The sequence below is a fragment of the Actinoallomurus sp. CA-142502 genome (assembly GCF_050936355.1).
Taxonomy (GTDB): Bacteria; Actinomycetota; Actinomycetes; order Streptosporangiales; family Streptosporangiaceae; genus Actinoallomurus; species Actinoallomurus iriomotensis.
Genome location: NZ_JBNJMY010000001.1, coordinates 9,983,075 through 10,004,745, shown reverse-complemented (window position 1 = coordinate 10,004,745; position 21,671 = coordinate 9,983,075). Strand labels below are relative to the sequence as shown.

Genomic DNA, 21,671 nt, shown 5'->3' with positions numbered 1-21,671 from the left:
CCCGTCCACTCGCGGTGTCACGCCTCTTCGGCGACCTTACGGGCCCAGCGGTAGTCGGCCTTGCCCGCGGGGGAGCGTTCGATCCGCTCCACGAAAGCGTACGTGCGGGGGACCTTGTAGCCCGACAGCCGGGCACGGCAGTGGGCGTCCAGGTCCGCCGTCGCGGGCGCCTCGTCGTACGGCTGGACCACGGCGGCGACGCGTTCGCCGAAGCGGTCGTCCGGTATCCCGGTGACGACCGCGTCGAAGACCGACGGGTGGCCCTTCAGCACCGCCTCGACCTCTTCGGGGAAGACCTTCTCCCCGCCCGTGTTGACGCACTGCGACCCCCGTCCGAAGATCGAGATCGTCCCGTCGGCCTCGACCGTGGCGATGTCGCCGGTCAGCAGCCAGCGCGTGCCGTCGACCTCCACGAACGTCCGTGCCGTCTTCTCCGGGTCGTTCCAGTACCCCAGGGCGATCGGGCCGCTCTTGGCGACCTGTCCGATGACGCCCGAGCCGGGCGCGACCGGGCGCAGGCTCTCGTCCAGCACCTGAATATGCGCGTTGTTCGGCCGGTATCGCAGGCCCGACTCGGGCGTGGAGCCCTCCACCCCCGAGGCCGTGTAGCCCGACTCCGACGAGCCGAAACTGTCGATGATCATCACGTTGGGCAGCAGGGTCTGCAGCCGTTCCCGTACGGCGCCGGACAGGATCGCGCCGGTCGAGCTGATGGCCGCCAGCGAGGACAGGTCGTACTCACCCGTGGCGATCTCCTCGGCGAGCGGCCGGGCCATCGCGTCGCCGGTGATGCCGACCGTGACGACCCTCTCCCGCTCGACGGTCCGCAGCGTCTCCGCGGCGGTGAACCGGCGGTTGAAGACCATCGTCCCGCCCATCCACCAGGTCAGGAACGTCGTCATCTGGGCCGCGCCGTGCATGAGCGGCGCGGTCGTCATCATGGTCACGCCGCCCGAGGCGCGCGCGGCGTCGATCACCTCCTGCGGCGTCGCGCGGGGCTCCCCGTACGGGTTGCCGCCGCCGAACGCCATGAACAGGTCCTCGGACCGCCACATCACGCCCTTCGGCATTCCCGTCGTGCCGCCGGTGTAGATGATGTAGAGATCGTCGCCGCTACGCGCCGCAAAGCCGCGCGCGGCGGACGACGAGGACAGCGCGTCCGCGTACCGGACCGCCGACGGCGACGACCCGCCGCAGACCACCCGGTGCCGCAGGGTCGGTGCCTCCCGCGCCGCGGCGGTCACCCGGTCCTCGAACACCGTGTCGTAGACCAGCGACACCAGCGACGCGTCCCGGTACAGGTACGCCAGCTCCGCCTCGACGTACCGGTAGTTGACGTTGACCGGCACGGCGCGGATCTTCAGGGCCGCCAGCACGGTCGCGACGTACTCCAGCCCGTTGTACAGGTGCACGCCGACGTGGTCGGCGGGGCCGACGCCCGCCTCCGCCAGATGGTGGGCCAGCCGGTTGGCGTGCGCGTCCAGCTCGCCGTAGGTCAGGCGGACGACGCCGTCCGCGGCGTCCGGCCGACCTACGGCGACCAGAGCCGTACGGTCCCCGATCGCGTCCGCGAGTCCCTCGAACAGGTCGGCGTGGTTGAACTCCATCGCGTCCTCCGCCGGTCGCTCAGGGCCGGTCCGAACCGACCACCCACATCGCGTAGAACTGCGCGCCGCCGCCGTACGCGTGGCCGAGCGCCCGTCGCGCGCCGTCCACCTGGTGCTCGCCGGCGAGCCCGCGCACCTGCTGCGCCGCCTCGGCGAAACGGATCAGCCCCGACGCGCCGATCGGGTTGGAGGACAGCACGCCGCCGGAGGGGTTCCAGGGGATGTCGCCGTCGAGCGCGGTCGCGCCGGCCTCCGTCAGCTTCCAGCCCTCGCCCGCGCCGCAGAAGCCGAGGTTCTCCAGCCACATCGGCTCGTACCAGGAGAACGGGACGTACACCTCGGCGCAGTCGAGCTCGTAGCGCGGGTCGGTGATGCCCGCCTGGGCGTACACGTCGGCCGCGCAGTCCCGTCCGGCCCGCGGGCTCACCGTGTCGCGCCCGGCGAAGAAGATCGGCTCGGAGCGCATCGCCCCGCCGTGCACCCACGCGGGCGGGTTCGGCGCGCGGCGCGCCGCGTCCGCGGAGGCCAGCACCATCGCGGCGGCTCCGTCGCTGGACGGGCACGTCTCCAGGTAGCGGATCGGCTCCCACAGCATCGGCGTCGACTCGACCATCTCACGTGAGATGCCGGGGATGCGCAGATGGGCGTACGGGTTCTTCAGCGCGTTCTGCCGGTCCTTGACCGCGACGAGCGTGCCGATGTGGGCGGGCGCGCCGGTGCGCCGCATGTACGCGCGGATGTGCGGTGCGAAGTAGCCGCCGGCGCCCACGACGATCGACGGCGTCAGCGGTGGATGCGTCGACAGCGCCCAGGTGGCGTTCGACTCCGACTGCTTCTCCCACGCGACGACGAGCACCCGGTCGTGCACCCCGCCCTGGACCAGCCCGGCCGCGACCAGCGCGGTGGACCCGCCGACCGAGCCCGCCGTGTGCACGCGCATCATCGGCTTGCCCCGGGCCCCGAGGGCGTCCGCGAGGTAGGACTCGGGCATCATCACGCCCTCGAACAGGTCGGGCGCCTTGCCGACCACGACGGCGTCGATGTCGCCGAACGTCAGCCCGGCGTCCTCCAGGGCCCGCAGCGCCGCCTCCCGTACGAGCCCGGCCATCGAGACGTCATTGCGCCGCGACCGATAGTGGGTCTGCCCGACGCCGATCACGGCGCACGCCTCACCCATGGTTCTGCGCCTCCATCACGCACACGAGGTTCGACTGCAGGCAGGGTCCGTGCGACGCGTGGGCCAGGACCCGGCCCGCCTCACCGCTCCGGATCCGGTTCGCCGCCTCGCCGATCCGGATCAGGCCCGTCGCCATGACCGGGTCGGCGGCCAGCGGCCCGCCGGACGGGTTGACGCGCACGTCGTCGCCGAGGCCGAGCGCGTCGCGCAGGATCAGCTCCTCGTGGCTGAACCGCGCGTGCAACTCGGCCACCTCCACGTCACGGGCGCCCGCCCTCTCCCCGGCGCGCGCGGCCGACTCCGACCGGGCCAGGTCGCGGGCGCCGAACGCGTGCGCGTCCGTACGGTGGTCGATCCCGCGGATCCAGGCGGGCCGTTCGCACAGCTCGCGGGCCCGGTCGCCGGCGGCCAGCACGATCACGGCCGCGCCGTCGGTCACCGGCGGGCAGTCCGACGGACGCAGCGGCGCGACCTCGTACTCCTCCTCACCCGGCTCGGCCAGGTCGAGCGCGTACGGGTTGGCGCGCCCGGCGGCGCGCGAGCGCACGGCGACGGCGCGCAGGTCGTCCTCCTTGTGCCCGGCGTCGAGGTACGCCCGCGCCTGGAGTGCGGCCAGGGAGGTCTGGTCGGGGCCGAGCGGCGCCAGGTAGTACGGGTCGAGCTGGAGCGTCATGAGCTCCGGCAGGCCCGATTCGCCGTCCTCGCGTACGACCTGCGAACACTTGCCGAACCCGTACAGGAGCGCGGTGTCGACGTCGCCGTGCCGCAGCCGCACCCATGCCTCGTACAGGGCCCAGGCGGCGTCCATCTCGACGTGGCTCTCGGAGATCGGCGGCCACGCGCCGACCGCGTCGAGCGCCGAGACGAACGAGAACGGCGCCCCTGCGAGGTAGTCGAGCGACCCGGAACAGGTGAAGCCGAACCGGCTCAGGCCGGTGCTCTGCTTCACCTCGGTGATGACCGGGGCGAGCAGCTCGACCTCCGACAGCCCGGAGTCCTCGCCCTGGTGCTCGGTCTGCGCGAACGCCACCACCGCGATGTCCCTCATAGATGGTCCTTGATGTCGTCGAACGGGACGTCGGGTTCGCCGGTGGGTTCGAACCACTTGATGTTCGCCATCGTCTGGCCCCACTCCTCGCGCGGGCGCCACGCGGCGCGTACCCGCATGCCCATCCGCACCTCATCGGCCGGTAGGCCCGCCACCAGTGCGACCATCGCGATGTCGGAGCCGTCGAGGAGGACGTACGCCGACACGAACGGCACGTCGGGAGCGCGCGGGTCGGGGATGTTGTTGACCGCGAACGTCGTGACCGTGCCGGTGTCGGGCACCTCCACCTCCTCGGTGGTCGGTACGCCGTCGACCGGGCACATTCCCTTCATCGGCACGTAGACCTTGCCGCAGACCCCGCAGCGGTGGCCCAGCAGGCGGCCCTCGGCGACGCCGCCGAGGAACCGGCTCAGCGCCCGCCCCGCGCTCAGCCGGTAGTCCGCGCGGACCGGAGCGTTGATCATCGTCACGTCGGGGCGGAAGGACTCGATGTCGCCGACCGTGCCGGTACGCTCCGCCCGCCACTTCGGGCGCACGCGCAGCCCGGCGCGCAGCGTCTTCGGCGGCTTCGCCCCGGCCTCGAAGACGCCGAGGTCCAGCACGTGCAGCATCGCGGTGTCCGCGCCGTCCGGGGTGATCAGCGCCCACGCGAACGGCCGGTCGAGGGGATGACCGGGGCGCGGACGCGGCACCCAGGCGTACGCCCCGACCGTGCACTCGGGCCCGACCTCGACGAACTCCCCGGTGACCGGAGTGCCGTCGGTGTCGTACTCCACGGGCGGGAACAGCACCCGGCCGCCGGCCGTACGGACCCCGACGAGCCGCCCGTCGCGCAACTCGGTCAGGAACCGCCCGATGACCGGCCCGACCGAGCGCGTGTAGCCACCGGGGAATTCGAGCGCGTGATCCGCGGTCAGCGAGTCAAATTGGGGCATCCCGATCCTTCCAGTACGGATCGCGCAGGCGGCGCTTGAGGAGTTTGCCGTTGGGTTCGCGTGGCATGTGCTCGACGAAGTCGAACGATCTGGGCCACTTCATCCGGGCCAGCCGTCCTTCGAGCGAGGCGAGGATCTCCTCGGCCAGCGCCGGGCCGGGCGGTACGCCGGCGGCCGGCTCGACCACGGCCTTGATCTGCTCGCCCCAGTCCTCATCGGGGATGCCGAAGACCGCGACGTCGGCGACCTTGGGGTGGACCATGATCTCGTTCTCGATCTCGGCCGGGTAGATGTTCGCCCCGCCGGAGATGATCAAGTCGGCCTTGCGGTCGGACAGGAACAGGAAACCGTCCTCGGTGAGATGGCCGATGTCGCCGACGGTGAAGTGGTCCTTGAGCCGGCTCGCCCGCGTCTTCTCCTCGTCGCCCTTGTACTCGAACTCGATCCCGGCCATCTTCATGTAAATCGTCCCGGGCGTCCCGGTGGGCACCTCGGCGCCGTCGTCGTCCACGATCAGCAGTTCGCTGATCGGCCACGCCTTGCCGACGGTGCCCGGATGCTCCCGCCAGTCCTGCGGGCTCGCGATGGTGCCGCCGCCCTCGGTGGCCGCGTAGTACTCCCAGACGCAGTCGCCCCACCAGTCGAGCATCGCCTGCTTGATCGGTACGGGACAGGGCGCGGCGGCGTGGATCGCCCACCGCATCGAGGAGACGTCGTAGCGCTCCCGCACGTCGCGGGGGAGGGACAGGAGCCGCTTGAAGTGGGTCGGCACCATGTGGGTGCTGGTGATCCCGTACCGCTCGATGAGCCGGAGGGTCTCCTCGGCGTCCCACTGGTCCATGTAGACGAGCGTGTGGCCCATGTGCAGCGCCGAGCCGCCGAACTGGGTCACCGCCGTGTGGTAGTTCGGCGAGGTCACCAGGTGCGCGTTGGGCGGGCCCGGAGTGAAGCCGAAGAACGTCAGCAGGAACGTCATCAGCTCGGCCGCGTCGTCGGGGTCGATGCCGGACAGCGCCCGGCGTACGCCCTTCGGCCGTCCGGTGGTGCCGGAGGTGTAGTGCATGGTCGCGCCGGCCGTACGCCGGTCCGGCGGCGTGTCGGGCCGTCCGTCGACCAGGTCGTCCAGCGGCCGGAACCCCGGCAGCTCACCCGCGATCGCGAACCGGCTCTCGATCCCGGCCGCGCCGGATACGCCCTGGGCGGCGTAGCGCGTGTGCACGAAGAAGGCCTTGGCCTCGCTGTCGGCGACGATGTACTCGATCTCGGGCCCGGTGAGATGCCAGTTGATCGGGGTGTAGTACCAGCCGGCCTGGAGCGCGGCGAGGTAGAGGACGAGACCGTCGACGCCGTTGGGCACCAGACCGCAAATGCCGTCGCCGTCTCTCAGGCCGAGGCCGCGCAGGCCGTGGACGAGGCGGTTGGCGCGCGCGAGGAGCTCTCCGGCCGTGTACGTGGTGCCGTCCGGATCGACCGCCGCGACCCAGCCGGGATCGTTCGCGGCCAGCCGCCAAAAGCCCAGCGAACCCATCGAATCCCTCCCACGCGTGGAGGTGCCTGGAACCGCAGTAGATCACGTTCTCGTTTTGGTGAGCAAGGCCTGTTCGATGCGCATGCCTAATACTAGAATCCGTTCTTGTTTGCCGGGCGGCGAAGGAGACGGGCATGGCCGAGCTGCTGCCGATCAGCACCGCACACTGCACCGTCGAACGCGATGGGCACGTGGTCACGGTGACGATGCGCCGCCCCGAGGCGCGCAACGCGCTCAGTACCGAGATGCTCGTGGGCATGGCCGACGCCTGGGCCTACATCGACGCCACCGACGAGGTACGCGTCGGCATCCTGACCGGCGCGGACGGCCAGTTCTGCGCGGGCGCCGACCTGAAGGCGATGGGAGAGCCCCCTGCGGACGAACGGGTCCGCCGGCGGGCGGCGGAGCTGACCGACTTCCACTGGAAGGGCCTGCTGCGCGACACCCGGCCGGGCAAGCCGTTGATCAGCGCGATCGAGGGCCACGCGGTGGCCGGCGGCACCGAACTCCTGCTGGGCACGGACATCCGCGTGGTCGCCGAGGGCGCGACGCTGGGGTTGTACGAGGCGAGACGCGGCCTGTTCCCGATGGGCGGCTCGGCGGTGCGGCTGCCGAGGCAGATCCCGTACACGTGGGCGATGGACATCCTGCTGACGGGCCGCTCGGTGACCCCGGAGGAGGCCTTGAGGATGGGCCTGATCACCCGCGTGGTGCCGGCCGGGGAGGCACTGCGGGTGGCGCGGGAGGTCGCGGACCAGATCGCCGCCTGCGGCCCCCTGTCGGTCCAGGCGATCCTGCGCACCCACCGCCGCACGGAGGGCCTCGACGAGGACGCGGCCCTGAAGATCTCCGACGAGATCGGCTGGCCGGTCTTCGCCTCGGAGGACGCCAAGGAGGGAACCCGCGCCTTCCGCGAGAAACGCCCACCCGACTTCAAAGGCCGGTGAACGCGAGGGCTATTCGACCCTGGAAAGGGTCGCGATATGCGACCGGCCGCCCATGGCCGGCCCGGAAATCCTCGCTACGCGCCAGTCCGCACCGGCGAATTCGAAGACATCCCCTTCGTGCCGCCGGATGCTGCGTTCTCCGGCATCATCCTTGATGGCGAGACGGATCTCCAGCCGGCCCTCATCGTCAACATAGGTGTCCCCGCCAATGACAACTCCACGCCCGAGCCGGTCTGGAACGGTTTCGCGAAGTTCGATCGTGTCAGGCAGATGATCGGTCATCATCGCTCATTTCAGTGTCGTGTAGTTGCCATCGCGAGTGCCGTCGGGGTTGTATCCACGGTAGTACTCCCAGAAGGTCTCCGGAGTCATCGGCTCCGGGTGATCAGAGCCCCAAGGATTGCGCACATGGATCCTGCCGTTCTCCACTTTCGTCACTTCGTACGCGTGGCCGGCGATGATCCCATCCGGCAGTCGCTCCGTGGCCGCGCGTCGGTTTCGCGTACCGACGAGCACGGGTTTGCCCGCGTCCAACTGGTTTCCGAAGGCTCCCAGCAGCGCGTCTTCGCCCTGCCGTTCGCCGGGGATCGGGCGTACTTCGGCTTCTTCGCCGGTCAGCCTGGTGAGAAGGTCGGCGCGTTCGTAAGCGGTCGAGCCGATGTCGAGACGGTTGTACCCCGTCGGTGCCTCGTCGGGGGCCGGGCCCAGTCCGGCCTCAGCCCGGTCCCGATCGACCGAGAGCTTGTGCCATCCGGTCCACGCCTGATCCCAGTCGTCTTTCTTCGGCGGGTCCCAGGTCTGATCCTCCGCGGCGATCACCTTCTCCATCAATGCGGGCCATCCGCATGACTCCACGTCGATTCCGGCAGGCGGCCGAGTGGAGCGGTCGGTCCTGACGGGGAGTTCGTCGTTCACCAGAAAGGTTCTCGTTCGCCCGGCGGGCCGGGCGACGGGATCGCCGGGAGTGGCTTCGGCTATCTCATGCAGAGTGATCTCGTACGTACCTTCACCGATCTGCTCAATGGCGTTTCTGATCGCCTCAGGCCGGTGCGCGGCCACCGCACCGATGGTGGCGACGACGCCGCAATCGCCGACCTGGCCTTGGATGACTTGGTCGCGTGACGGGTCGCCGTCGAACAGCGGCACCGGGTTCAACTGGTCGCGGACGAAATAGCGGTCCTGCGCGGTGGGCGGTATCTCCGGGTAGTAGTCACGGACGATCTCCGGAGGCTTGACCTCGTACGGCTCGTCGGTTCGTTCCAGGGGCCGATCTTCAGCCCGGGCGTCCGGCGGGCCTCCTGGGGCCGGCCGGTCGTTTTCTCGGCTCACGCCCTCTGCGGCGGCCAGGGCTCTGCGGGTCTCCCGCCGGGAGGGGACGCCTTCTGGTTCTTGGCCGGGGTGATCTGGTGGGGGCGGTGGGCGATCGGCTGCTTTGCCGTTTTCGACCTGCTCGGCGTCGGTGGTGCCGTCTGTCGCCGCCATTTCTCCCCCGGGGGTACGAATGGAGCGGGACACCAACGTAAGTGCACCGGCCCCGGGTCGTCACCCGGCCGGGGACCTTCACGGGTGCGGGAGTTCGGCCGCGGCGGCGTACCGGTGGGCCAGGCGGGCGAAGGCGTCCTTGAGTTCGGGTGGTCCGACGACCTCGATGTCGGCGTCGAATCTGCCGATGGCGGCGGCCAGGCCCGGCCAGGACCACGAGCCCAGGATGAGCCGGCAGTGGTCCGGACCGAGTTCCTCCACGACTCCGTCGCGGACGTAGGGGGACACGTCCGCCGCGGGGAGGCCGAGGATCACCTCGCCGCGGCAGGGCGAGCCGCCGGAGTCGTGGGAGCCCTGGAATCTTCCGGCCACGAAGGCGGCCACCTCTCCTCCGGGCAGTTCGCGTGGAGTGAAGCGAGGGCCGGTGGGAGTGCGCGGGGTGATCCGGTCGGCGCGGAAGGTGCGCCAGTCGTCGCGGTCCAGGTCCCAGGCGACGAGGTACCAGCGTCCGCCCCAGGTGACGACATGGTGGGGCTGCACCCGGCGCGGGGGACCGTCGGCGTCGTCCTCGCCCGCCGGGAACGCGGGGGCGTAGTCGAAGCGCAGCACCTCGCACGCGTGGACGGCGGCGCTGAGCGCCATGAGAACCCCGCTGCCGACCTGCGGACGGGCCGCGGGCCGCTCGACGGCGGTGACCCTGAGGGTGTCGATCCGCCGGCGTAGCCGTGCGGGCATGACCTGCCGGACGGTGGTCAGCGCGCGCGCCGCGGCCTCCTCGATTCCCGCGCCGCTCGTGGTGGCGACCTGCAGCGCGACGGCGAGCGCGACGGCCTGCTCGTCGTCGAACAGCAACGGGGGCAGATCCGTGCCGGCGCCGAGCCGGTACCCACCGTCGGGGCCTTTCGCGGCCACGATCGGATAGCCGAGTTCGCGCAGGCGGTCGACGTCGCGGCGCACGGTACGCGGGCTGACCTCCAGCCGTTCGGCCAGCAGCGCCCCCGGCCAGTCGCGGCGCGCCTGGAGCAACGAGAGCAGTGACAGCAGGCGGGCTGAGGTCTTCGGCATGTCTCCGATATTGCCGCGAGTAGCGGCCACACCCTGTCCTCTTCCCCTGCGATCGTCCTCTCGTGCCGGACAACGACAACGACCAGAAGGAATCGATCATCATGGACGCCGAACGCACCGACCTGCTCGCCCAGCTCGCGACCGCGCGGGCCGCGCTGATCAACACGACGCGTGGGCTCGATGACGAGCAGGCCGGCGAGCGCCCGACGGTCAGCGCGCTGTGCCTGGGCGGCCTGATCAAACACGTCGCGTCCACCGAGGAGGCCTGGACACGCTTCGTGCTGGAGGGCCCGTCGGCGATGCGCTACGACCTGCCCTCAGGTGTCACCTGGGCCGACATCGCAGCCGGTACGGCACGCGAGTTCCCGCAATGGATGATCGACCACCAGAACGAGTTCCGGATGCTGCCCGGCGAGACGCTGGCCGGGATCCTCGAGCGTTACGAGCAGGTCGCCGCCAGGACCGAGGAGGTCATCGCCACCGTCCCCGACCTGTCGGCGGCGCACCCGCTGCCGGAGGCCCCCTGGCACGAGTCCGGAGCGGCACAGAGCGTACGCCGGACGCTCATGCACATCATCGCGGAGACCGCCCAGCACGCCGGACATGCGGACATCCTGCGCGAAACGCTCGACGGGCAGAAGTCCAGCTGACCGGAAGGACGTCACCGTGAAAACACGCGCGCTGGGACGGACCGGCATCCAGGTCAGTCCCTACTGCCTGGGCACCATGATGTTCGGGCGGTCCGGCAACACCGACCGCGACGCCTGCGTCCGCATCATCCACCGGGCACTGGACTCGGGGATCAACTTCATCGACACCGCCGACGTGTACTCCTACAGCGAGTCCGAAGAGATCGTGGGCGAGGCCCTGAAGGGACGGCGCGACGACGTCGTGCTGGCCACCAAGGTCAACGGCCCGATGGGCGAGGACCCCAACCGCGGTGGCAGCTCACGGCGCTGGATCGTCACCGCCGTCGAGCACTCGCTGCGGCGCCTGCGGACCGACCACATCGACCTCTACCAGATCCACCACCCCGACCCGCGGACCGACATCGAGGAGACCCTCTCCGCCCTGACCGACCTCGTGCGCAGCGGCAAGGTACGCGCCATCGGATCCTCGAACGCGCCGGCCGCGGAGATCGTCGAGGCGCAGTGGGTCGCCGACCGGCGCGGACTGCAGCGCTTCCGCACCGAGCAGCCCACGTACTCGATCCTCAACCGGGGCATCGAGCGTGAGGTCCTGCCCACCTGCCAGCGCTACGGCATGGGCACGCTGGTGTGGAGCCCGTTGGCGATGGGCCTGCTCACCGGCCGCTACCGCAAGGGCCGGACGAACCCGCGGAACGCCCGGATGAACTGGGTGCCCCGGCACCTCACCGACGAGCGCAAGCTCGACGCCGTCGAGCGGCTCATCCCGCTGGCCGAGGAAGCGGGTCTGTCGCTGACCCACCTGGCGATGGCGTTCGCCATCACCCACCCCGGTGTCTCGTCGGCCATCATCGGGCCCCGCACCATGGAACACCTCGAGGATCTCCTGGCCGGCGCCGCGACCACCCTCGACGATGAGGTCCTCGACCGGATCGACCAGATCGTGCCATCCGGCACCGACGTCGGCCCGATCGACGTGTCCTACACACCGCCGGCCATCGAACGCCCCGCACTACGCCGGCGACCGCCCACCGACCGCGCCGCGACGTGACCGAGCGGAGCGAGGGAGCCGGAGGGCGTGGTCTGGTGGCTTCCGTCGGTGGGGGTGGGCCCGTGACCGGGCGAAGCCCGGGAACCGAGGACACGCCCCCGGCGGAGGAGGAGCCGTGACCCGGATTCTCGATGCACGGACGCTGGGGCGGGCGACGCTCGCCCGGCAGTTGCTGCTCGACCGCGCCGACGTGCCGGTTCTCGACGCCGTCGCGCGTCTCGGGGGACTGCAGGCGCAGGAGCCGCAGGAACCGTTCGCCGGGCTCTGGTCGCGGCTGCGCGCGTTCGACCCGGTGGTCCTCTCGGACCTGCTGATCCGGCGGAGGCTGGTGCGGACCCACCTCATGCGCCGCACCGTCCACCTCGTCACCTCCGAGGACGCCCTGGCCTGGCGCGCCCGCCACGACGCCATGCTGCGGCAACGGGTGCTCGGGAACCATCGCCGCGAGCTCGACGGGGTCGACCTCGACGAGCTCGCGGCGGCGGGCCGGGCGGTGATGGCCGACGGCGAGCCCCGCTCGATGGCCGAGCTCGTACGGGAGCTCGCCGGGCGCTGGCCGGCGCCGGCGCCGCGGGCCCTGGGCGAAACGCTGGTCGCCGCCCTCGTCCCGGTGGCGCAGGCGCCGCCGCGCGGGCTGTGGCGCACCAGGGCGGGAGTGCGGAACGTCCTGCTCTCGTCCTGGCTGGGGCGCGAGATCGACCCGCCGGCCCCGGACGGATCCGACCCGGTCGGCCAGGCGCTGGTACGGCGCTACCTGGCCGCGTTCGGCCCGGCGACCTCGGCCGACCTGCGCGCTTGGTGCGGCCTGGCCGGACTGCCGGCCGCGGTGACCGCGCTACGCGAGGAGCTGGTCACGTTCCGCGACGCTCGCGGCCGTGAGCTGTTCGACCTGCCGGACGCGCCACGTCCGGACGCCGGCACGCCCGCCCCGGTGCGGTTCCTGCCGGCGTTCGACAACGCGATCCTCGGGTACCACGACCGCGGCCGGATCATCGACGACGCCTACCGCGGCCTCTCGGTCGCCGGCGAGCGCGTCGTACTGGTCGACGGCCGGGTCGCCGCGACCTGGCGCGTCGACGCCGGGACCGTGGCCGTCACCCCGTTGCGCCGCCTTTCCGGCGCCGACCGCGCCGCCGTGACCGTGGAGGGGCGGGAGCTGGCGGGGTTCCTCTCCGACGGTGAGAGCCACCGCGTGCGAGTCGCCGTGTAACGGCTACCTGACGAAGGCGCCCGCTCGGGCCGCCTGCTGGGAGTTCGCCCCTTCTCTCGGTGACCGGACCACTACTGCGGTCACGCTCTCTGGCCGAGAAGGGCAGAAGGTCTCGGAGCTGATCCTCGGGGAACCGCCACGGTTCGGCGGACAGCATCGGCACCGCCAGATGATTCCTTCATCCGTCGCCAGGCGTCCTTGCGGATCTGATCCCACCGGGAGGGGCCGAGCATCTGCCCGCTGTGCCCGAGCGAGCTGAAGGAAGTGCGCAAGAAGCTGAAGGCCAAGACGGCCGAGTGCGCTGACTATCAGGGTTCGTAATTATCTCAGAGTGCACTATTCTCTTGTTGAGTGTGATCGATGACATCTCCAGATGCCGAATGCTTCTCTTCTTCTGGACCATGGGGAGCGTTGGCGTGATCGATGGAACTTAGGATCTGACTGTATTTCAAGTTCACTGATGTTAATGTTGCTAGGTATTCTGTGAGGAGAGCATCTGCTTCTGGTTCTCTGGAGAGAGCCCCGGACTTTTTTCCTGGGCCTCCGAGGAGGACTCTCTGTGCTGCTTCTGCGATTTCTGCGATTTCCTTGAGGCGACGTGATTCTATATTGGCCTGAAGGTCGGCTACGGCTGCGACGAGCATCGCGGCTGAAGCGGACACGAGTAGGATCATCGGCGGGATTTGATGGACAGTTAGGAAACTGATGAATATCCCGGCCGTCAGCAGTGCGCTTGTTATCGTACGATGCCGCGAGAGGCATTTCCGGGCCGATCGGTGCAGCTTCGACACAAAAACCATCGAAACGCCGACTTCCTCTGAGGGGGCTTCGGCCTCATCGAGTTGCTCGGTGGACGGCGCGAATTCTTCCCGTCGTGCTTTCTGCTGGCTGGACTGCGGAGTGCCCGGGTCCTCTCCCTCCATCCAACTTCCAAGCCGGCCGAGTTCGACGTCGACGTCATAGGGTGTTGCGGTCTCGGAGAAGTGATCGTCCAATTGCCGGTAGAGGGCTGACATGGGCACCCTTTTGGCTGCCTTGCCGGCATCGTGGTGCTCGCTGTTCATCACGCTCCCCCTTCCCGATACTCGTCTTCGTCGTCCGGCTCGTCGACAAAGATGATCTCTTTGCCGACCTCCTTATTTAACTTGTCGCGGGCGTTTTTCAGATGTACTCGCACGGTGGACTGGGAGATTCCAAGCTCGGTGGCGATCTCTTTCGTCTTCCACTCTCTATTCCACTTAAAATATGCGGCTTTTTGCTGCATAGGGGGCATCTTCTTGATCACCTCCATGCAGTGATCTATTACAAGCTTCGACAGAACGGTGCTCTCGGCGCTCGGTGAGTACTGATCATCCGGCATGTTCGCGGCCAAGTCCAGGCGCCTTGTTTTTCGGAAGTCGTCTATCCGCTTGTTGATCACCGCTCGGCAAAGCCACGCTGTCTTTTTCTCCACACTCCAGTTACGTGCCGTGGCCCACGTAAGCGCGATCGCCTGAAATGCCTCCTGAACGAGGTCTTTGGCTCTTTCTTCGTCACCGTTTGTGATGGACACCGAGAAACGAAACACTATTGCGGCCACATTCCGGAACAGTTGCTCTACCTCGGCGGCGTGATCTTCCGGAACCCGTCTTCCCATCAGTCGCCGAGCCGATGGACATAGGGCGGCGAGATCTGCCGTGGACCGTGTCCGATCTGCACCCACATCGCAGGTCCCCCCACGCCCCGTTCCTGCACAACGACCGTCCCGCCAGGCGCATGCTGGACCAAAGCGATCAAGGTCCTCCGGCGCTGCCACTCAGCCAAGCACCGGGCACCGATCCCGGCCAGCAGCATCATCGCCACCGCCCCTACGGTGGCCCAGGAGACCAAGTTCGGCAGCAGGCCCGGCATCCAGTCCGGCCAACTGTGCCCCCAGTGTTTCGCGGTCATACCTCTAACTCGTGGCGCCGGCCGAAACCGTTTAGCCGGACCCAGCGCGGCAACCCGTGGCCGTTACCCCGTTGCGCCGCCTCTCCAGCGCCGGCCGCGCCGCCGTGGCCGAGGAGGGGCGGGAGCCGGCGGGGTTCCTCTCCGAGGGTGAGAGCCACCGCGTCCAAGGCGCTGTGTAACGGTCACTTGACGAAGGCGCCCGCTCGGGCGGCCGCCACGGCGGCGTTCGCCGCCTGGTCGGCGGTGGCCTCGTCCAACGGGCCGCCGGCGGCCAGCAGGCGGTAGTACAGCGGGGCGGAGACCGCCCGGACGACCTCCTCGGCGTCCGTGCCCGCCGGGAGTTCGCCCCGGTCGATCGCCTCCTCGACACACGGGGCCCACTCGCGGACGCGCGTGTCGTAGAAGCGGTGCAGGGCCTCGGTCGTACGGGGCTCGCAGGTGGCCGCCGCGATGACGGCGCGGAACAGATTGCCCTGGCGTGGGTCGGCCAGTGTCCGTTGGACGAGGCGGGCGTTCGCCCGCAGGTCGCCTTCCAGCGAACCCGTCCGCGCCCGGGGCAGGGACTGGTCGGCCATGTCGGTGAGCAGGTCGGCGACCAGGCCGGTCACCGTGCCCCAGCGGCGGTAGACGGTCGTCTTGCCGACCTCCGCGCGGCGGGCGACGTCGGTCAGGTCGAGGTGGGCGAAGCCGCGCTCGGCCAGGATGTCGCCGGCCGCGCGCAGCACCGCCGCCCGGACGCGGGCCGTACGGCCGCCGGGGCGGATCGAGCCAGGTTCCTCCATAACGGGTCCATAGTTCCATTAAGAGCCTCCTCCGTGCTACCGTCCAGCGTTAACGGGACCAGAGAACCGTTAAGGGAGAAGACATGGAATATCGACGGCTGGGTGCGTCCGGGCTTCAGGTGCCCGCGCTGAGCTTCGGCGCGGGCACGTTCGGCGGCCGGGGTGAGCTGTTCGGCAACTGGGGCGACACGGACGCGCGGGAGGCGCGGCGGCTCGTGGACATCTGCCTCGACGCGGGCGTCACGATGTTCGACACCGCGGACGTCTACTCCGATGGCGCGTCGGAGGAGGTGCTCGGTGCGGCGATCAAGGGCCGCCGCGACCAGGTGATCATCTCCACCAAGACCGGCCTGCCGATGGGCGAGGGCCCGTACGACGCCGGCACGTCGCGCTCCCGGCTGATCAGGGCCTGCGAGGACGCGTTGCGCCGGCTCGGCACGGACCACATCGACCTGTTCCAGCTGCACGCCTTCGACGCCGGCACCCCGATCGAGGAGGTGCTCGCCACGCTGGACGACCTCGTACGCGCGGGCAAGATCCGCTATTCGGGCGTGTCCAACTTCTCCGGCTGGCAGCTGATGAAGTCCCTCGCGGTCGCCGACCGCGACGGCCGTTCCCGGTACGTCGCCCACCAGGTCTACTACTCGCTGGTCGGGCGCGACTACGAGTGGGAGCTGATGCCGCTCGGGCTGCGGGAGGGCGTCGGCGCGGTCGTGTGGAGCCCGCTCGGCTGGGGCCGGCTGACCGGCCGGGTCCGCCGGGGCCGGCCGCTGCCGGAGGGCAGCCGCCTGCACCGTACGGCCGACTTCGGGCCGCCCGTGGACGAGGAGCGGCTGTACGACGTCGTCGACGCGCTCGACGAGATCGCGGAGGAGACCGGCCGGGCGATCCCGCAGATCGCCATCAACTGGCTGCTCCGGCGCCCGACCGTGGCGTCGGTCCTCATCGGCGCCCGCGACGAGCACCAGCTGCGCCAGAACCTCGGTGCCACCGGCTGGTCCCTGACGCCGGACCAGGTCGCCCGCCTCGACCGGGCCGGCGCGACGCCCGCTCCGTACCCGTACTTCCCCTACGAGCGTCAGGAGGGCTTCGCCCGCCTGAACCCTCCGCTCATCGGCGGCGGCACCCGCTGAGCGCGGCCCGTCAGGCGGAGGGGAACCCGCCGGTCGCGGCGCCCGCCTCGGCCAGCGCGTCGAGCAGGGCGACGGTGGCCGGGGGCTCGGGCGGCTCGCCGTACGTCGCGGCCAGCACGTGGCGGGTCGAGCCGGGCAGCACGGCCGTGTGCACCGCGTCGTTGCGGGCGGCCAGCAGCGGCAGGCCCGGCAGGGTCGTCACGCCCAGGCCCGCGGCGACCATCGCCTGGACGGCGACGAAGTCGTCCGTCGTGAACGACACGCGTGGGGTGAACCCCGCCCGCGCGCACATGGCGAGCAGGTGGGTGCGGCAGCGGTCGCAGCCGGCGATCCACTCCGCGTCCGCGTGGGCCGTCAGGTCCGGCGTGGTCTCCTCCGCCGTGACCAGGTAGCTCGGCTCGTCGAGCAGCCGGCGGGCGGTGATGCCGTCGTCCTCCTCCTCCCGGTCGTACCGGAAGATCACGGCGACGTCGACGTACCCGGCCCGCAGCATGCGGACGGCCTCCGGCGGCTCGGCCTCGCTCAGGCTCAGCCGCAGGCCGGGATGGCGGCCGGCCAGCAGCGCCGCCGCCCGTGGCACGAACGTGCCCAGCGCCGACGGGAACGCGGCCAGCCGTACCCGTCCCTGGCTCAGGCCGACGTGCGCGGAGAGCTCGGCCTCGGCGGCGTCCAGGCGGCCCAGGATCTCGGCGCCGCGCTCGGCGAGGGTGCGGCCGGCCTCGGTCAGCCGGATGCCGCGGCCCGCCCGGCGTACGAGCTGCGCGCCGGTCTCGGCCTCCAGCCGGGCGAGGTGGTGGCTGATCGACGGCTGGGAGTAGTGCAGCTCCTTGGCCGCCGCCGTCACCGACCCCGTACGGGCGATCGCCACGAGCACGCGAAGGCGGGAAACATCCAGCACAGAGCCAACATATCAATCATGTCTATCGTTCGGCCCGGATGTTGGCATTGGACCGATGATTGGCCGTGGAGGGACTATGAGGTGAAGAAGGAGGTGTCCGAAATGGCAACCCTGGTGCGCGGAGACGTACGGCCCGGACTGCGGGACCTCGTGACGGGCGTGCGCGGCGCCGTGGACCGGCACGTCGGCTGGCGGGAGACCGCACTGATCGTCGGCGGCGAGCTGCGTCGGCACCTGCCCACGCCCGACGTGCTGACCGCCGAGGAGCGGATCGGCGACCCCGACCAGTATCAGTGTCACACCCTGTACGCGGCGCCCGACGGCGCGTTCTCCATCGTCGGGCTCGTCTGGCGCCCCGGCCAGATGACGCCCATCCACGACCACGTGACCTGGTGCGTCTTCGGCGTGCTCCAGGGCATCGAGCACGAGGAGCTGTACGTCCACGAGGGCGACCACCTGCTCAGCGCCGGCGTGAACGACAACCTGCCGGGAGACGTCAGCGGCTTCGCCCCGCCCGGCGACATCCACCGGGTGCGCAACTCCGGCGACACCACCGCGATCTCGATCCACATCTACGGGACCGACATCTCCCGCATCGACTCCAGCGTCCGGCGCGTCTACGAGCTCCCCGTACGCGGCTGAGCGCGCGAAACGATCAGGCGTCGAGGCGTATGAACCGCTTGGACTCGGTCAGCTCGTCCAGGTAGTCCATGATCGGCTCCACTCCGAGCCCGGGCCCGGACGGTACGGTCATCAGGCCGTCCACCAGCCGGAACGGCTCGGTGATGTCCCGCGTGTAGTAGCGCTCGGAGGCGGAGACGTCGCCGGGCAGGGTGCATCCGGGCAGCGCGGCGAACGCCAGGTTCGCCGCGCGGCCCAGGCCGGTCTCCAGCATGCCGCCGCACCAGACGGGCACGCCGTGCGCGGCGGACACGTCGTGGATCCGGCGCGCCTCCAGGTAGCCGCCGACCCGGCCGGCCTTGACGTTGACGATCGAGCACGCGCCGAGCGCGAGCGCGTCCGCGGCGGCGCGCGCCGACACGATCGACTCGTCCAGGCAGATCGGCGTGGTCAGGAGAGAGGCGAGCTTCGCGTGCCCGAGCAGGTCGTCCTCGGGCAGCGGCTGCTCGATCAGCAGCAGCCCGAACGGCTCCAGCTCCGCGAGGTGCCGCGCGTCGGCCCGCGTGTACGCGGTGTTCGCGTCCACCTGTAGCAGGATGTCGCCGAACCGCTCGCGTACCGCCCGTACCGGCTCGACGTCCCAGCCCGGCTGGATCTTGAGCTTGATCCGCGCGTACCCCTCGGCCAGGTAGCGGTCCACGTGGTCCAGCAGTTCGGGGATCGAGTCCATGATCCCGACCGACACCCCGGCGGGCACCCGGGCGACCGTGCCGCCGAGGTAGGTCGCGTACGACATGCCCGCGGCGCGCAGCTCCGCGTCCAGCACCGCCATCTCGACCGCGGCCTTGGCCATCTCGTGCCCCTTGACCGGCGCGAACGCCGGACCGAGCGCCCCGGCGGTGACGTCCGCGGGCAGGCGGGGCAGGAGGAAGTCGCGGATGACCTGCTCGGCGCCGTCGACGTACTCGGGGGAGTACAGCGGCTCGGTGATGGCCACGCACTCGCCCCAGCCCTCGGTCTCCGTCCCGACGACCCGTACTAGCAGGATCTCCCGCTCGGTCTCGGTCGCGAAGGATGTGCGGAACGGCGAGACCAGCGGGAGACGGATCCGCCGCAGCTCGACGCCGGAAAGCTTCATCGGGAGACCTCCAGCAGGTAGTGGCCGGACCGGTCGAAACCGGTCACGTGGTATCCGGCGTCCAGCGCCCCGGCGAGCGCCGTCCGCTGGGCCCGCCGCCACGCGAGGGCGAGCGGCGGATCGCCGGCGCGCAGCGCGGCGATGTCCGCGGGTGTGCCGACCGCGATCCGGGTCACGCCGCCCGGGTCGCGCTCGACCGGTCGGCCCTCCGCGTCGTCGGTGAGCGCGGTGACCTCGGCGGGCTCCGGCTCGGCCGGCGGCCCGCCCTTCATGGCCGCGGCCACCTCCGGGGCGTCGAGGTCCCAGGAGAGCAGCAGGCGGTCGCTCGGATCGCCCGCGTTCAGCTCGTCCGGCATCTCGCCGTAGAAGTCCGGCAGGTACTCGGTCGGCCGCGCCGCCAGCTTCGCCAGGTTGAAGTACGCGTTGCGCCGGACCAGCGGATCGAACGTCCAGGTGATCGTCCGGATCCCGTGGGCGAGCGCCCACTCACGCTGGTGCCGTTTGATCGCGAAACCGGCGCCCCGGCCGCGGGCGGCGACGCCGGTGATGTGGGAGTGCAGGCTCCCGTCGGCCGCCGGGAAGGCCGCGCAGGCTCCGACCATCGCTCCGCCCTCGAACACCCCCGAGATATATCCGCCCAGGTGCTGCAGGACGCGCATCATCTCGTACGGCATCGGGTCGGTGGGCCGCCAGATCCCGGCGAGCACCTCTGAGGCCGTGCGCAGGTCATCGGGCGTGGTCAGCTCGCGTACGTCCATAACCCGATCGTGCCGCGTCAGCGGATCGAGCGCACGACCGGGCTCACTTGTTGGCTTCCTCCCCCTCGTGAACGTGAACGAGGGGGATTCCTACGGCTCGCGCCGTAGGGTTTCCTGCTTCCGTGCCGACAGCCCCGACGGGAGGAGTCCCGTCCGAGGTCTTACCGCGGCTCCACAGGCCGACACCGCCCGCCCGGCGGCCAGAATGTTCTTCGCCGCGTTCACGTCTCGATCGTGGGTCGTGCCGCAGTCGTACGTCCAGGTGCGGGCGTTGAGGGGCATCGCCTCGGCCACGGTTCCGCAGGCCGAGCACAGTTTGGAGGAGGGGAACCAGCGGTCGACCACGATCACCTCACGGCCATACCAGTGCGCTTTGTACTCCAATCAGCGGCTCTGCCATCTTGGCGAGGGTGAGTGTCCCCTCCCGGAACCGGAACCCGCTGGCGGTGTATTCGGCGGATTTTCGGGACTTCGGCACTGGACGCCGGATCGCCGTGACGGCGATCCGGCTAGCCATGCCCTGATCCGCAGGGGTCCGATTCGTCCCCGCCCTGAACTGAACGGCGAAGTCTCCTCGGAGGATTCACTTGATGATGGGCAGCGGGTTGCCGTCCGCTGGGCTGGACGGGCGCGGAGTGGCCGTGGACCTGCTCTTTCCGCTCGACGCGCCGGGGAGCTTCACCGACGCCGGCAGCGGGATGAGGTTCTGCAGGTAGACGTCGAACCAGCGCCCGGTGCCGGTGAAGTCGGCCACCTCACCGGTGAACGGCGCCATCGCCTTGAGGCTCTTGTCGAGGTTCTCCTGGTTGCGCGTCAGGATGTTCACCGTGCGGTGGAGGTTCTTCAGCGCGGGGCCGAGCGTGGCCTGGTTCTCCTGGATCGTTCCGGTGATCTGCTGCGACAGCGTCACCGTGCCGGCCAGGAGCTGGCTGATCACCTGCCGGCGCTGGTTGATCTCCTGGAGCAGCAGGCCGCCGTCGCTGACGAGCGCGGCAAGGTCGCCGCTGCGGTCGGCGAGCAGCTTGGTCACGTTGTTGGAGTGCTGGAGCAGCTGGGACAGCTCGTCGTCGCGGGAGGCGACCGCACGCGAGATCTTCTGCAGCCCCGCCAGGGTGCCGCGGACGTTCTCCGAGGACCCCTGCATCGTCTGTGACAGCGTGTCGAACGACTGGGCCAGCTGCTTGGTGTCGATCTTGCCGAGCTGTTGGCTGGCGTCCTGGAGGGCGGGCACCACCTCGTACGGCGCGGTGGTGCGCGACACCGGGATCTCCCGGCCCGGCGACTGGCGTCCGGGACCCTTCGGCTCCAGCGCCAGGTAGTGCGAGCCGAGCAGAGTCTTGATCTTGATCTGCGCGCGGGTGTCGGTGCCGAACGACCGGCCGCTGGTGAACTTCACCTTCACGTGGTCGCCTTCGAGGCCCACGCTCTCGACCTTGCCGACCTTGACGCCCGCGATGCGCACCTCTTCGCCCGACTTGAGCCCGGCGGCCTCGCTGAACGCGGCGGAGTAGGTGGTTCCCCCGGAGAAGTGCTGGAGATTGAAGGCGAGCGCCGCGAGGACGCCGACGGTCGCCAGTCCGGCGATACCGATCGGCAGCGGGTTGCGTTCACGGAAGGGACGCATGCGGGGGCACCTCGCGTCGATTCTCAGAGCCAGCGACGCGGCGGGGACCCGCCCGGTGACGTGAGCCCTTCACGCCCCGTCGCGGTCACCA

21 protein-coding genes and 1 pseudogene are annotated in these 21,671 nt (G+C 70.3%); 6 read left to right on the top strand and 16 right to left on the bottom strand.

Features of this window, described 5'->3' with window-relative positions; genetic code table 11:
• Positions 1-17: 17 nt before the first annotated feature.
• Genes ACQEV1_RS46790 through ACQEV1_RS46770 form a run of 5 tightly spaced genes read right to left on the bottom strand, consistent with a single transcriptional unit; the run spans position 18 to position 6,295 of the window.
• Positions 18-1,607 (bottom strand): acyl-CoA synthetase, encoded by a 1,590-nt coding sequence (locus ACQEV1_RS46790; protein WP_433403919.1) that lies wholly within the window; start codon positions 1,605-1,607, stop codon positions 18-20.
• A gap of 19 nt (positions 1,608-1,626) precedes the next feature.
• Positions 1,627-2,784, bottom strand: a complete 1,158-nt coding sequence (locus ACQEV1_RS46785; RefSeq protein WP_285635499.1) for a thiolase domain-containing protein — start codon at positions 2,782-2,784, stop codon at positions 1,627-1,629.
• On the bottom strand, positions 2,777-3,832 hold the full coding sequence (locus ACQEV1_RS46780) for a thiolase domain-containing protein (protein WP_433403917.1): 1,056 nt from the start codon (positions 3,830-3,832) through the stop codon (positions 2,777-2,779). Before ACQEV1_RS46780 ends, ACQEV1_RS46785 begins: the two co-directional genes overlap by 8 nt.
• Positions 3,829-4,767: an OB-fold domain-containing protein gene (locus ACQEV1_RS46775; RefSeq protein WP_433403914.1), complete on the bottom strand. Its 939-nt coding sequence runs from the start codon at positions 4,765-4,767 to the stop codon at positions 3,829-3,831. Before ACQEV1_RS46775 ends, ACQEV1_RS46780 begins: the two co-directional genes overlap by 4 nt.
• Entirely contained in the window at positions 4,754-6,295 is a 1,542-nt protein-coding gene (locus ACQEV1_RS46770) for an acyl-CoA synthetase (protein ID WP_285635489.1), read from the bottom strand. Before ACQEV1_RS46770 ends, ACQEV1_RS46775 begins: the two co-directional genes overlap by 14 nt.
• Before the next feature lie 134 nt (positions 6,296-6,429).
• On the opposite strand from ACQEV1_RS46770, the gene ACQEV1_RS46765 reads away from it, so the two are divergent.
• Positions 6,430-7,242 (top strand): crotonase/enoyl-CoA hydratase family protein, encoded by an 813-nt coding sequence (locus ACQEV1_RS46765; protein ID WP_285582984.1) that lies wholly within the window; start codon positions 6,430-6,432, stop codon positions 7,240-7,242.
• Between the two features lie 9 nt (positions 7,243-7,251).
• On the opposite strand, the gene ACQEV1_RS46760 is transcribed toward ACQEV1_RS46765, so the two are convergent.
• From ACQEV1_RS46760 to ACQEV1_RS46750, 3 genes are all read right to left on the bottom strand, one after another.
• Positions 7,252-7,524 (bottom strand): DUF6406 domain-containing protein, encoded by a 273-nt coding sequence (locus tag ACQEV1_RS46760; protein ID WP_285582982.1) that lies wholly within the window; start codon positions 7,522-7,524, stop codon positions 7,252-7,254.
• Between the two features lie 6 nt (positions 7,525-7,530).
• A complete protein-coding gene (locus tag ACQEV1_RS46755; protein WP_433403911.1) occupies positions 7,531-8,724 on the bottom strand; it encodes a hypothetical protein in 1,194 nt (397 codons plus the stop codon).
• A 78-nt stretch (positions 8,725-8,802) separates the two neighbouring features.
• A complete protein-coding gene (locus ACQEV1_RS46750) occupies positions 8,803-9,789 on the bottom strand; it encodes a helix-turn-helix transcriptional regulator (RefSeq protein WP_433403908.1) in 987 nt (328 codons plus the stop codon).
• Between the two features lie 62 nt (positions 9,790-9,851).
• On the opposite strand from ACQEV1_RS46750, the gene ACQEV1_RS46745 reads away from it, so the two are divergent.
• From ACQEV1_RS46745 to ACQEV1_RS46735, 3 genes are all read left to right on the top strand, one after another.
• Positions 9,852-10,439: a DinB family protein gene (locus tag ACQEV1_RS46745; RefSeq protein ID WP_433403905.1), complete on the top strand. Its 588-nt coding sequence runs from the start codon at positions 9,852-9,854 to the stop codon at positions 10,437-10,439.
• Between the two features lie 16 nt (positions 10,440-10,455).
• On the top strand, positions 10,456-11,487 hold the full coding sequence (locus tag ACQEV1_RS46740) for an aldo/keto reductase (protein WP_433403903.1): 1,032 nt from the start codon (positions 10,456-10,458) through the stop codon (positions 11,485-11,487).
• A 115-nt stretch (positions 11,488-11,602) separates the two neighbouring features.
• Complete coding sequence (locus ACQEV1_RS46735; RefSeq protein WP_433403900.1) at positions 11,603-12,697, top strand: winged helix DNA-binding domain-containing protein; 1,095 nt, start codon at positions 11,603-11,605, stop codon at positions 12,695-12,697.
• 326 nt (positions 12,698-13,023) lie between these two features.
• On the opposite strand, the gene ACQEV1_RS46730 is transcribed toward ACQEV1_RS46735, so the two are convergent.
• The 3 genes from ACQEV1_RS46730 to ACQEV1_RS46720 all read right to left on the bottom strand — a co-directional run bounded on the left by ACQEV1_RS46730 (position 13,024) and on the right by ACQEV1_RS46720 (position 15,408).
• Positions 13,024-13,761 carry a hypothetical protein gene (locus ACQEV1_RS46730; RefSeq protein ID WP_433403897.1) on the bottom strand — a complete coding sequence of 246 codons (738 nt, stop codon included), beginning with the start codon at positions 13,759-13,761 and terminating at the stop codon, positions 13,024-13,026.
• Complete coding sequence (locus tag ACQEV1_RS46725) at positions 13,761-14,333, bottom strand: RNA polymerase sigma factor (protein WP_433403894.1); 573 nt, start codon at positions 14,331-14,333, stop codon at positions 13,761-13,763. Before ACQEV1_RS46725 ends, ACQEV1_RS46730 begins: the two co-directional genes overlap by 1 nt.
• A gap of 475 nt (positions 14,334-14,808) precedes the next feature.
• Complete coding sequence (locus tag ACQEV1_RS46720) at positions 14,809-15,408, bottom strand: TetR/AcrR family transcriptional regulator C-terminal ligand-binding domain-containing protein (protein WP_433403892.1); 600 nt, start codon at positions 15,406-15,408, stop codon at positions 14,809-14,811.
• An 83-nt stretch (positions 15,409-15,491) separates the two neighbouring features.
• On the opposite strand from ACQEV1_RS46720, the gene ACQEV1_RS46715 reads away from it, so the two are divergent.
• Entirely contained in the window at positions 15,492-16,541 is a 1,050-nt protein-coding gene (locus ACQEV1_RS46715; RefSeq protein ID WP_285635470.1) for an aldo/keto reductase, read from the top strand.
• Positions 16,542-16,551: 10 nt separating this feature from the next.
• Here the strand turns inward: ACQEV1_RS46715 and ACQEV1_RS46710 are convergent, their stop codons facing one another.
• Complete coding sequence (locus ACQEV1_RS46710) at positions 16,552-17,439, bottom strand: LysR family transcriptional regulator (protein ID WP_285582963.1); 888 nt, start codon at positions 17,437-17,439, stop codon at positions 16,552-16,554.
• A gap of 102 nt (positions 17,440-17,541) precedes the next feature.
• Here ACQEV1_RS46710 and ACQEV1_RS46705 point away from each other — a divergent pair, with 102 nt between their 5' ends.
• On the top strand, positions 17,542-18,081 hold the full coding sequence (locus tag ACQEV1_RS46705; RefSeq protein ID WP_285582962.1) for a cysteine dioxygenase family protein: 540 nt from the start codon (positions 17,542-17,544) through the stop codon (positions 18,079-18,081).
• A 13-nt stretch (positions 18,082-18,094) separates the two neighbouring features.
• Here ACQEV1_RS46705 and menC read toward each other — a convergent pair whose 3' ends face one another.
• The 4 genes and pseudogenes from menC to ACQEV1_RS46685 form a co-directional block, all read right to left on the bottom strand.
• Positions 18,095-19,198, bottom strand: coding sequence for an o-succinylbenzoate synthase (gene menC, locus ACQEV1_RS46700; protein ID WP_285582961.1), 1,104 nt, complete (start codon positions 19,196-19,198; stop codon positions 18,095-18,097).
• Positions 19,195-19,956, bottom strand: coding sequence for a GNAT family N-acetyltransferase (locus ACQEV1_RS46695; protein WP_285635464.1), 762 nt, complete (start codon positions 19,954-19,956; stop codon positions 19,195-19,197). Before ACQEV1_RS46695 ends, menC begins: the two co-directional genes overlap by 4 nt.
• Positions 19,957-20,046: 90 nt before the next feature.
• Positions 20,047-20,340: pseudogene (locus ACQEV1_RS46690) on the bottom strand (zinc ribbon domain-containing protein); the annotation flags it as partial.
• Between the two features lie 199 nt (positions 20,341-20,539).
• Entirely contained in the window at positions 20,540-21,580 is a 1,041-nt protein-coding gene (locus ACQEV1_RS46685; protein ID WP_433403887.1) for an MCE family protein, read from the bottom strand.
• Positions 21,581-21,671: the final 91 nt, after the last annotated feature.

Excerpts from the sequence above, each read along its gene's own strand:
- ACQEV1_RS46790 (WP_433403919.1), bottom strand. The coding sequence starts at position 1,607 with ATGGAGTTCAACCACGCCGACCTGTTCGAGGGACTCGCGGACGCGATC.
- ACQEV1_RS46785 (WP_285635499.1), bottom strand. The coding sequence starts at position 2,784 with ATGGGTGAGGCGTGCGCCGTGATCGGCGTCGGGCAGACCCACTATCGG.
- ACQEV1_RS46780 (WP_433403917.1), bottom strand. The coding sequence starts at position 3,832 with ATGAGGGACATCGCGGTGGTGGCGTTCGCGCAGACCGAGCACCAGGGC.
- ACQEV1_RS46775 (WP_433403914.1), bottom strand. The coding sequence starts at position 4,767 with ATGCCCCAATTTGACTCGCTGACCGCGGATCACGCGCTCGAATTCCCC.
- ACQEV1_RS46770 (WP_285635489.1), bottom strand. The coding sequence starts at position 6,295 with ATGGGTTCGCTGGGCTTTTGGCGGCTGGCCGCGAACGATCCCGGCTGG.
- ACQEV1_RS46765 (WP_285582984.1), top strand. The coding sequence starts at position 6,430 with ATGGCCGAGCTGCTGCCGATCAGCACCGCACACTGCACCGTCGAACGC.
- ACQEV1_RS46760 (WP_285582982.1), bottom strand. The coding sequence starts at position 7,524 with ATGACCGATCATCTGCCTGACACGATCGAACTTCGCGAAACCGTTCCA.
- ACQEV1_RS46755 (WP_433403911.1), bottom strand. The coding sequence starts at position 8,724 with ATGGCGGCGACAGACGGCACCACCGACGCCGAGCAGGTCGAAAACGGC.
- ACQEV1_RS46750 (WP_433403908.1), bottom strand. The coding sequence starts at position 9,789 with ATGCCGAAGACCTCAGCCCGCCTGCTGTCACTGCTCTCGTTGCTCCAG.
- ACQEV1_RS46730 (WP_433403897.1), bottom strand. The coding sequence starts at position 13,761 with ATGAACAGCGAGCACCACGATGCCGGCAAGGCAGCCAAAAGGGTGCCC.
- ACQEV1_RS46725 (WP_433403894.1), bottom strand. The coding sequence starts at position 14,333 with ATGGGAAGACGGGTTCCGGAAGATCACGCCGCCGAGGTAGAGCAACTG.
- ACQEV1_RS46720 (WP_433403892.1), bottom strand. The coding sequence starts at position 15,408 with ATGGAGGAACCTGGCTCGATCCGCCCCGGCGGCCGTACGGCCCGCGTC.
- ACQEV1_RS46715 (WP_285635470.1), top strand. The coding sequence starts at position 15,492 with ATGGAATATCGACGGCTGGGTGCGTCCGGGCTTCAGGTGCCCGCGCTG.
- ACQEV1_RS46705 (WP_285582962.1), top strand. The coding sequence starts at position 17,542 with ATGGCAACCCTGGTGCGCGGAGACGTACGGCCCGGACTGCGGGACCTC.
- menC (WP_285582961.1), bottom strand. The coding sequence starts at position 19,198 with ATGAAGCTTTCCGGCGTCGAGCTGCGGCGGATCCGTCTCCCGCTGGTC.
- ACQEV1_RS46695 (WP_285635464.1), bottom strand. The coding sequence starts at position 19,956 with ATGGACGTACGCGAGCTGACCACGCCCGATGACCTGCGCACGGCCTCA.
- ACQEV1_RS46685 (WP_433403887.1), bottom strand. The coding sequence starts at position 21,580 with ATGCGTCCCTTCCGTGAACGCAACCCGCTGCCGATCGGTATCGCCGGA.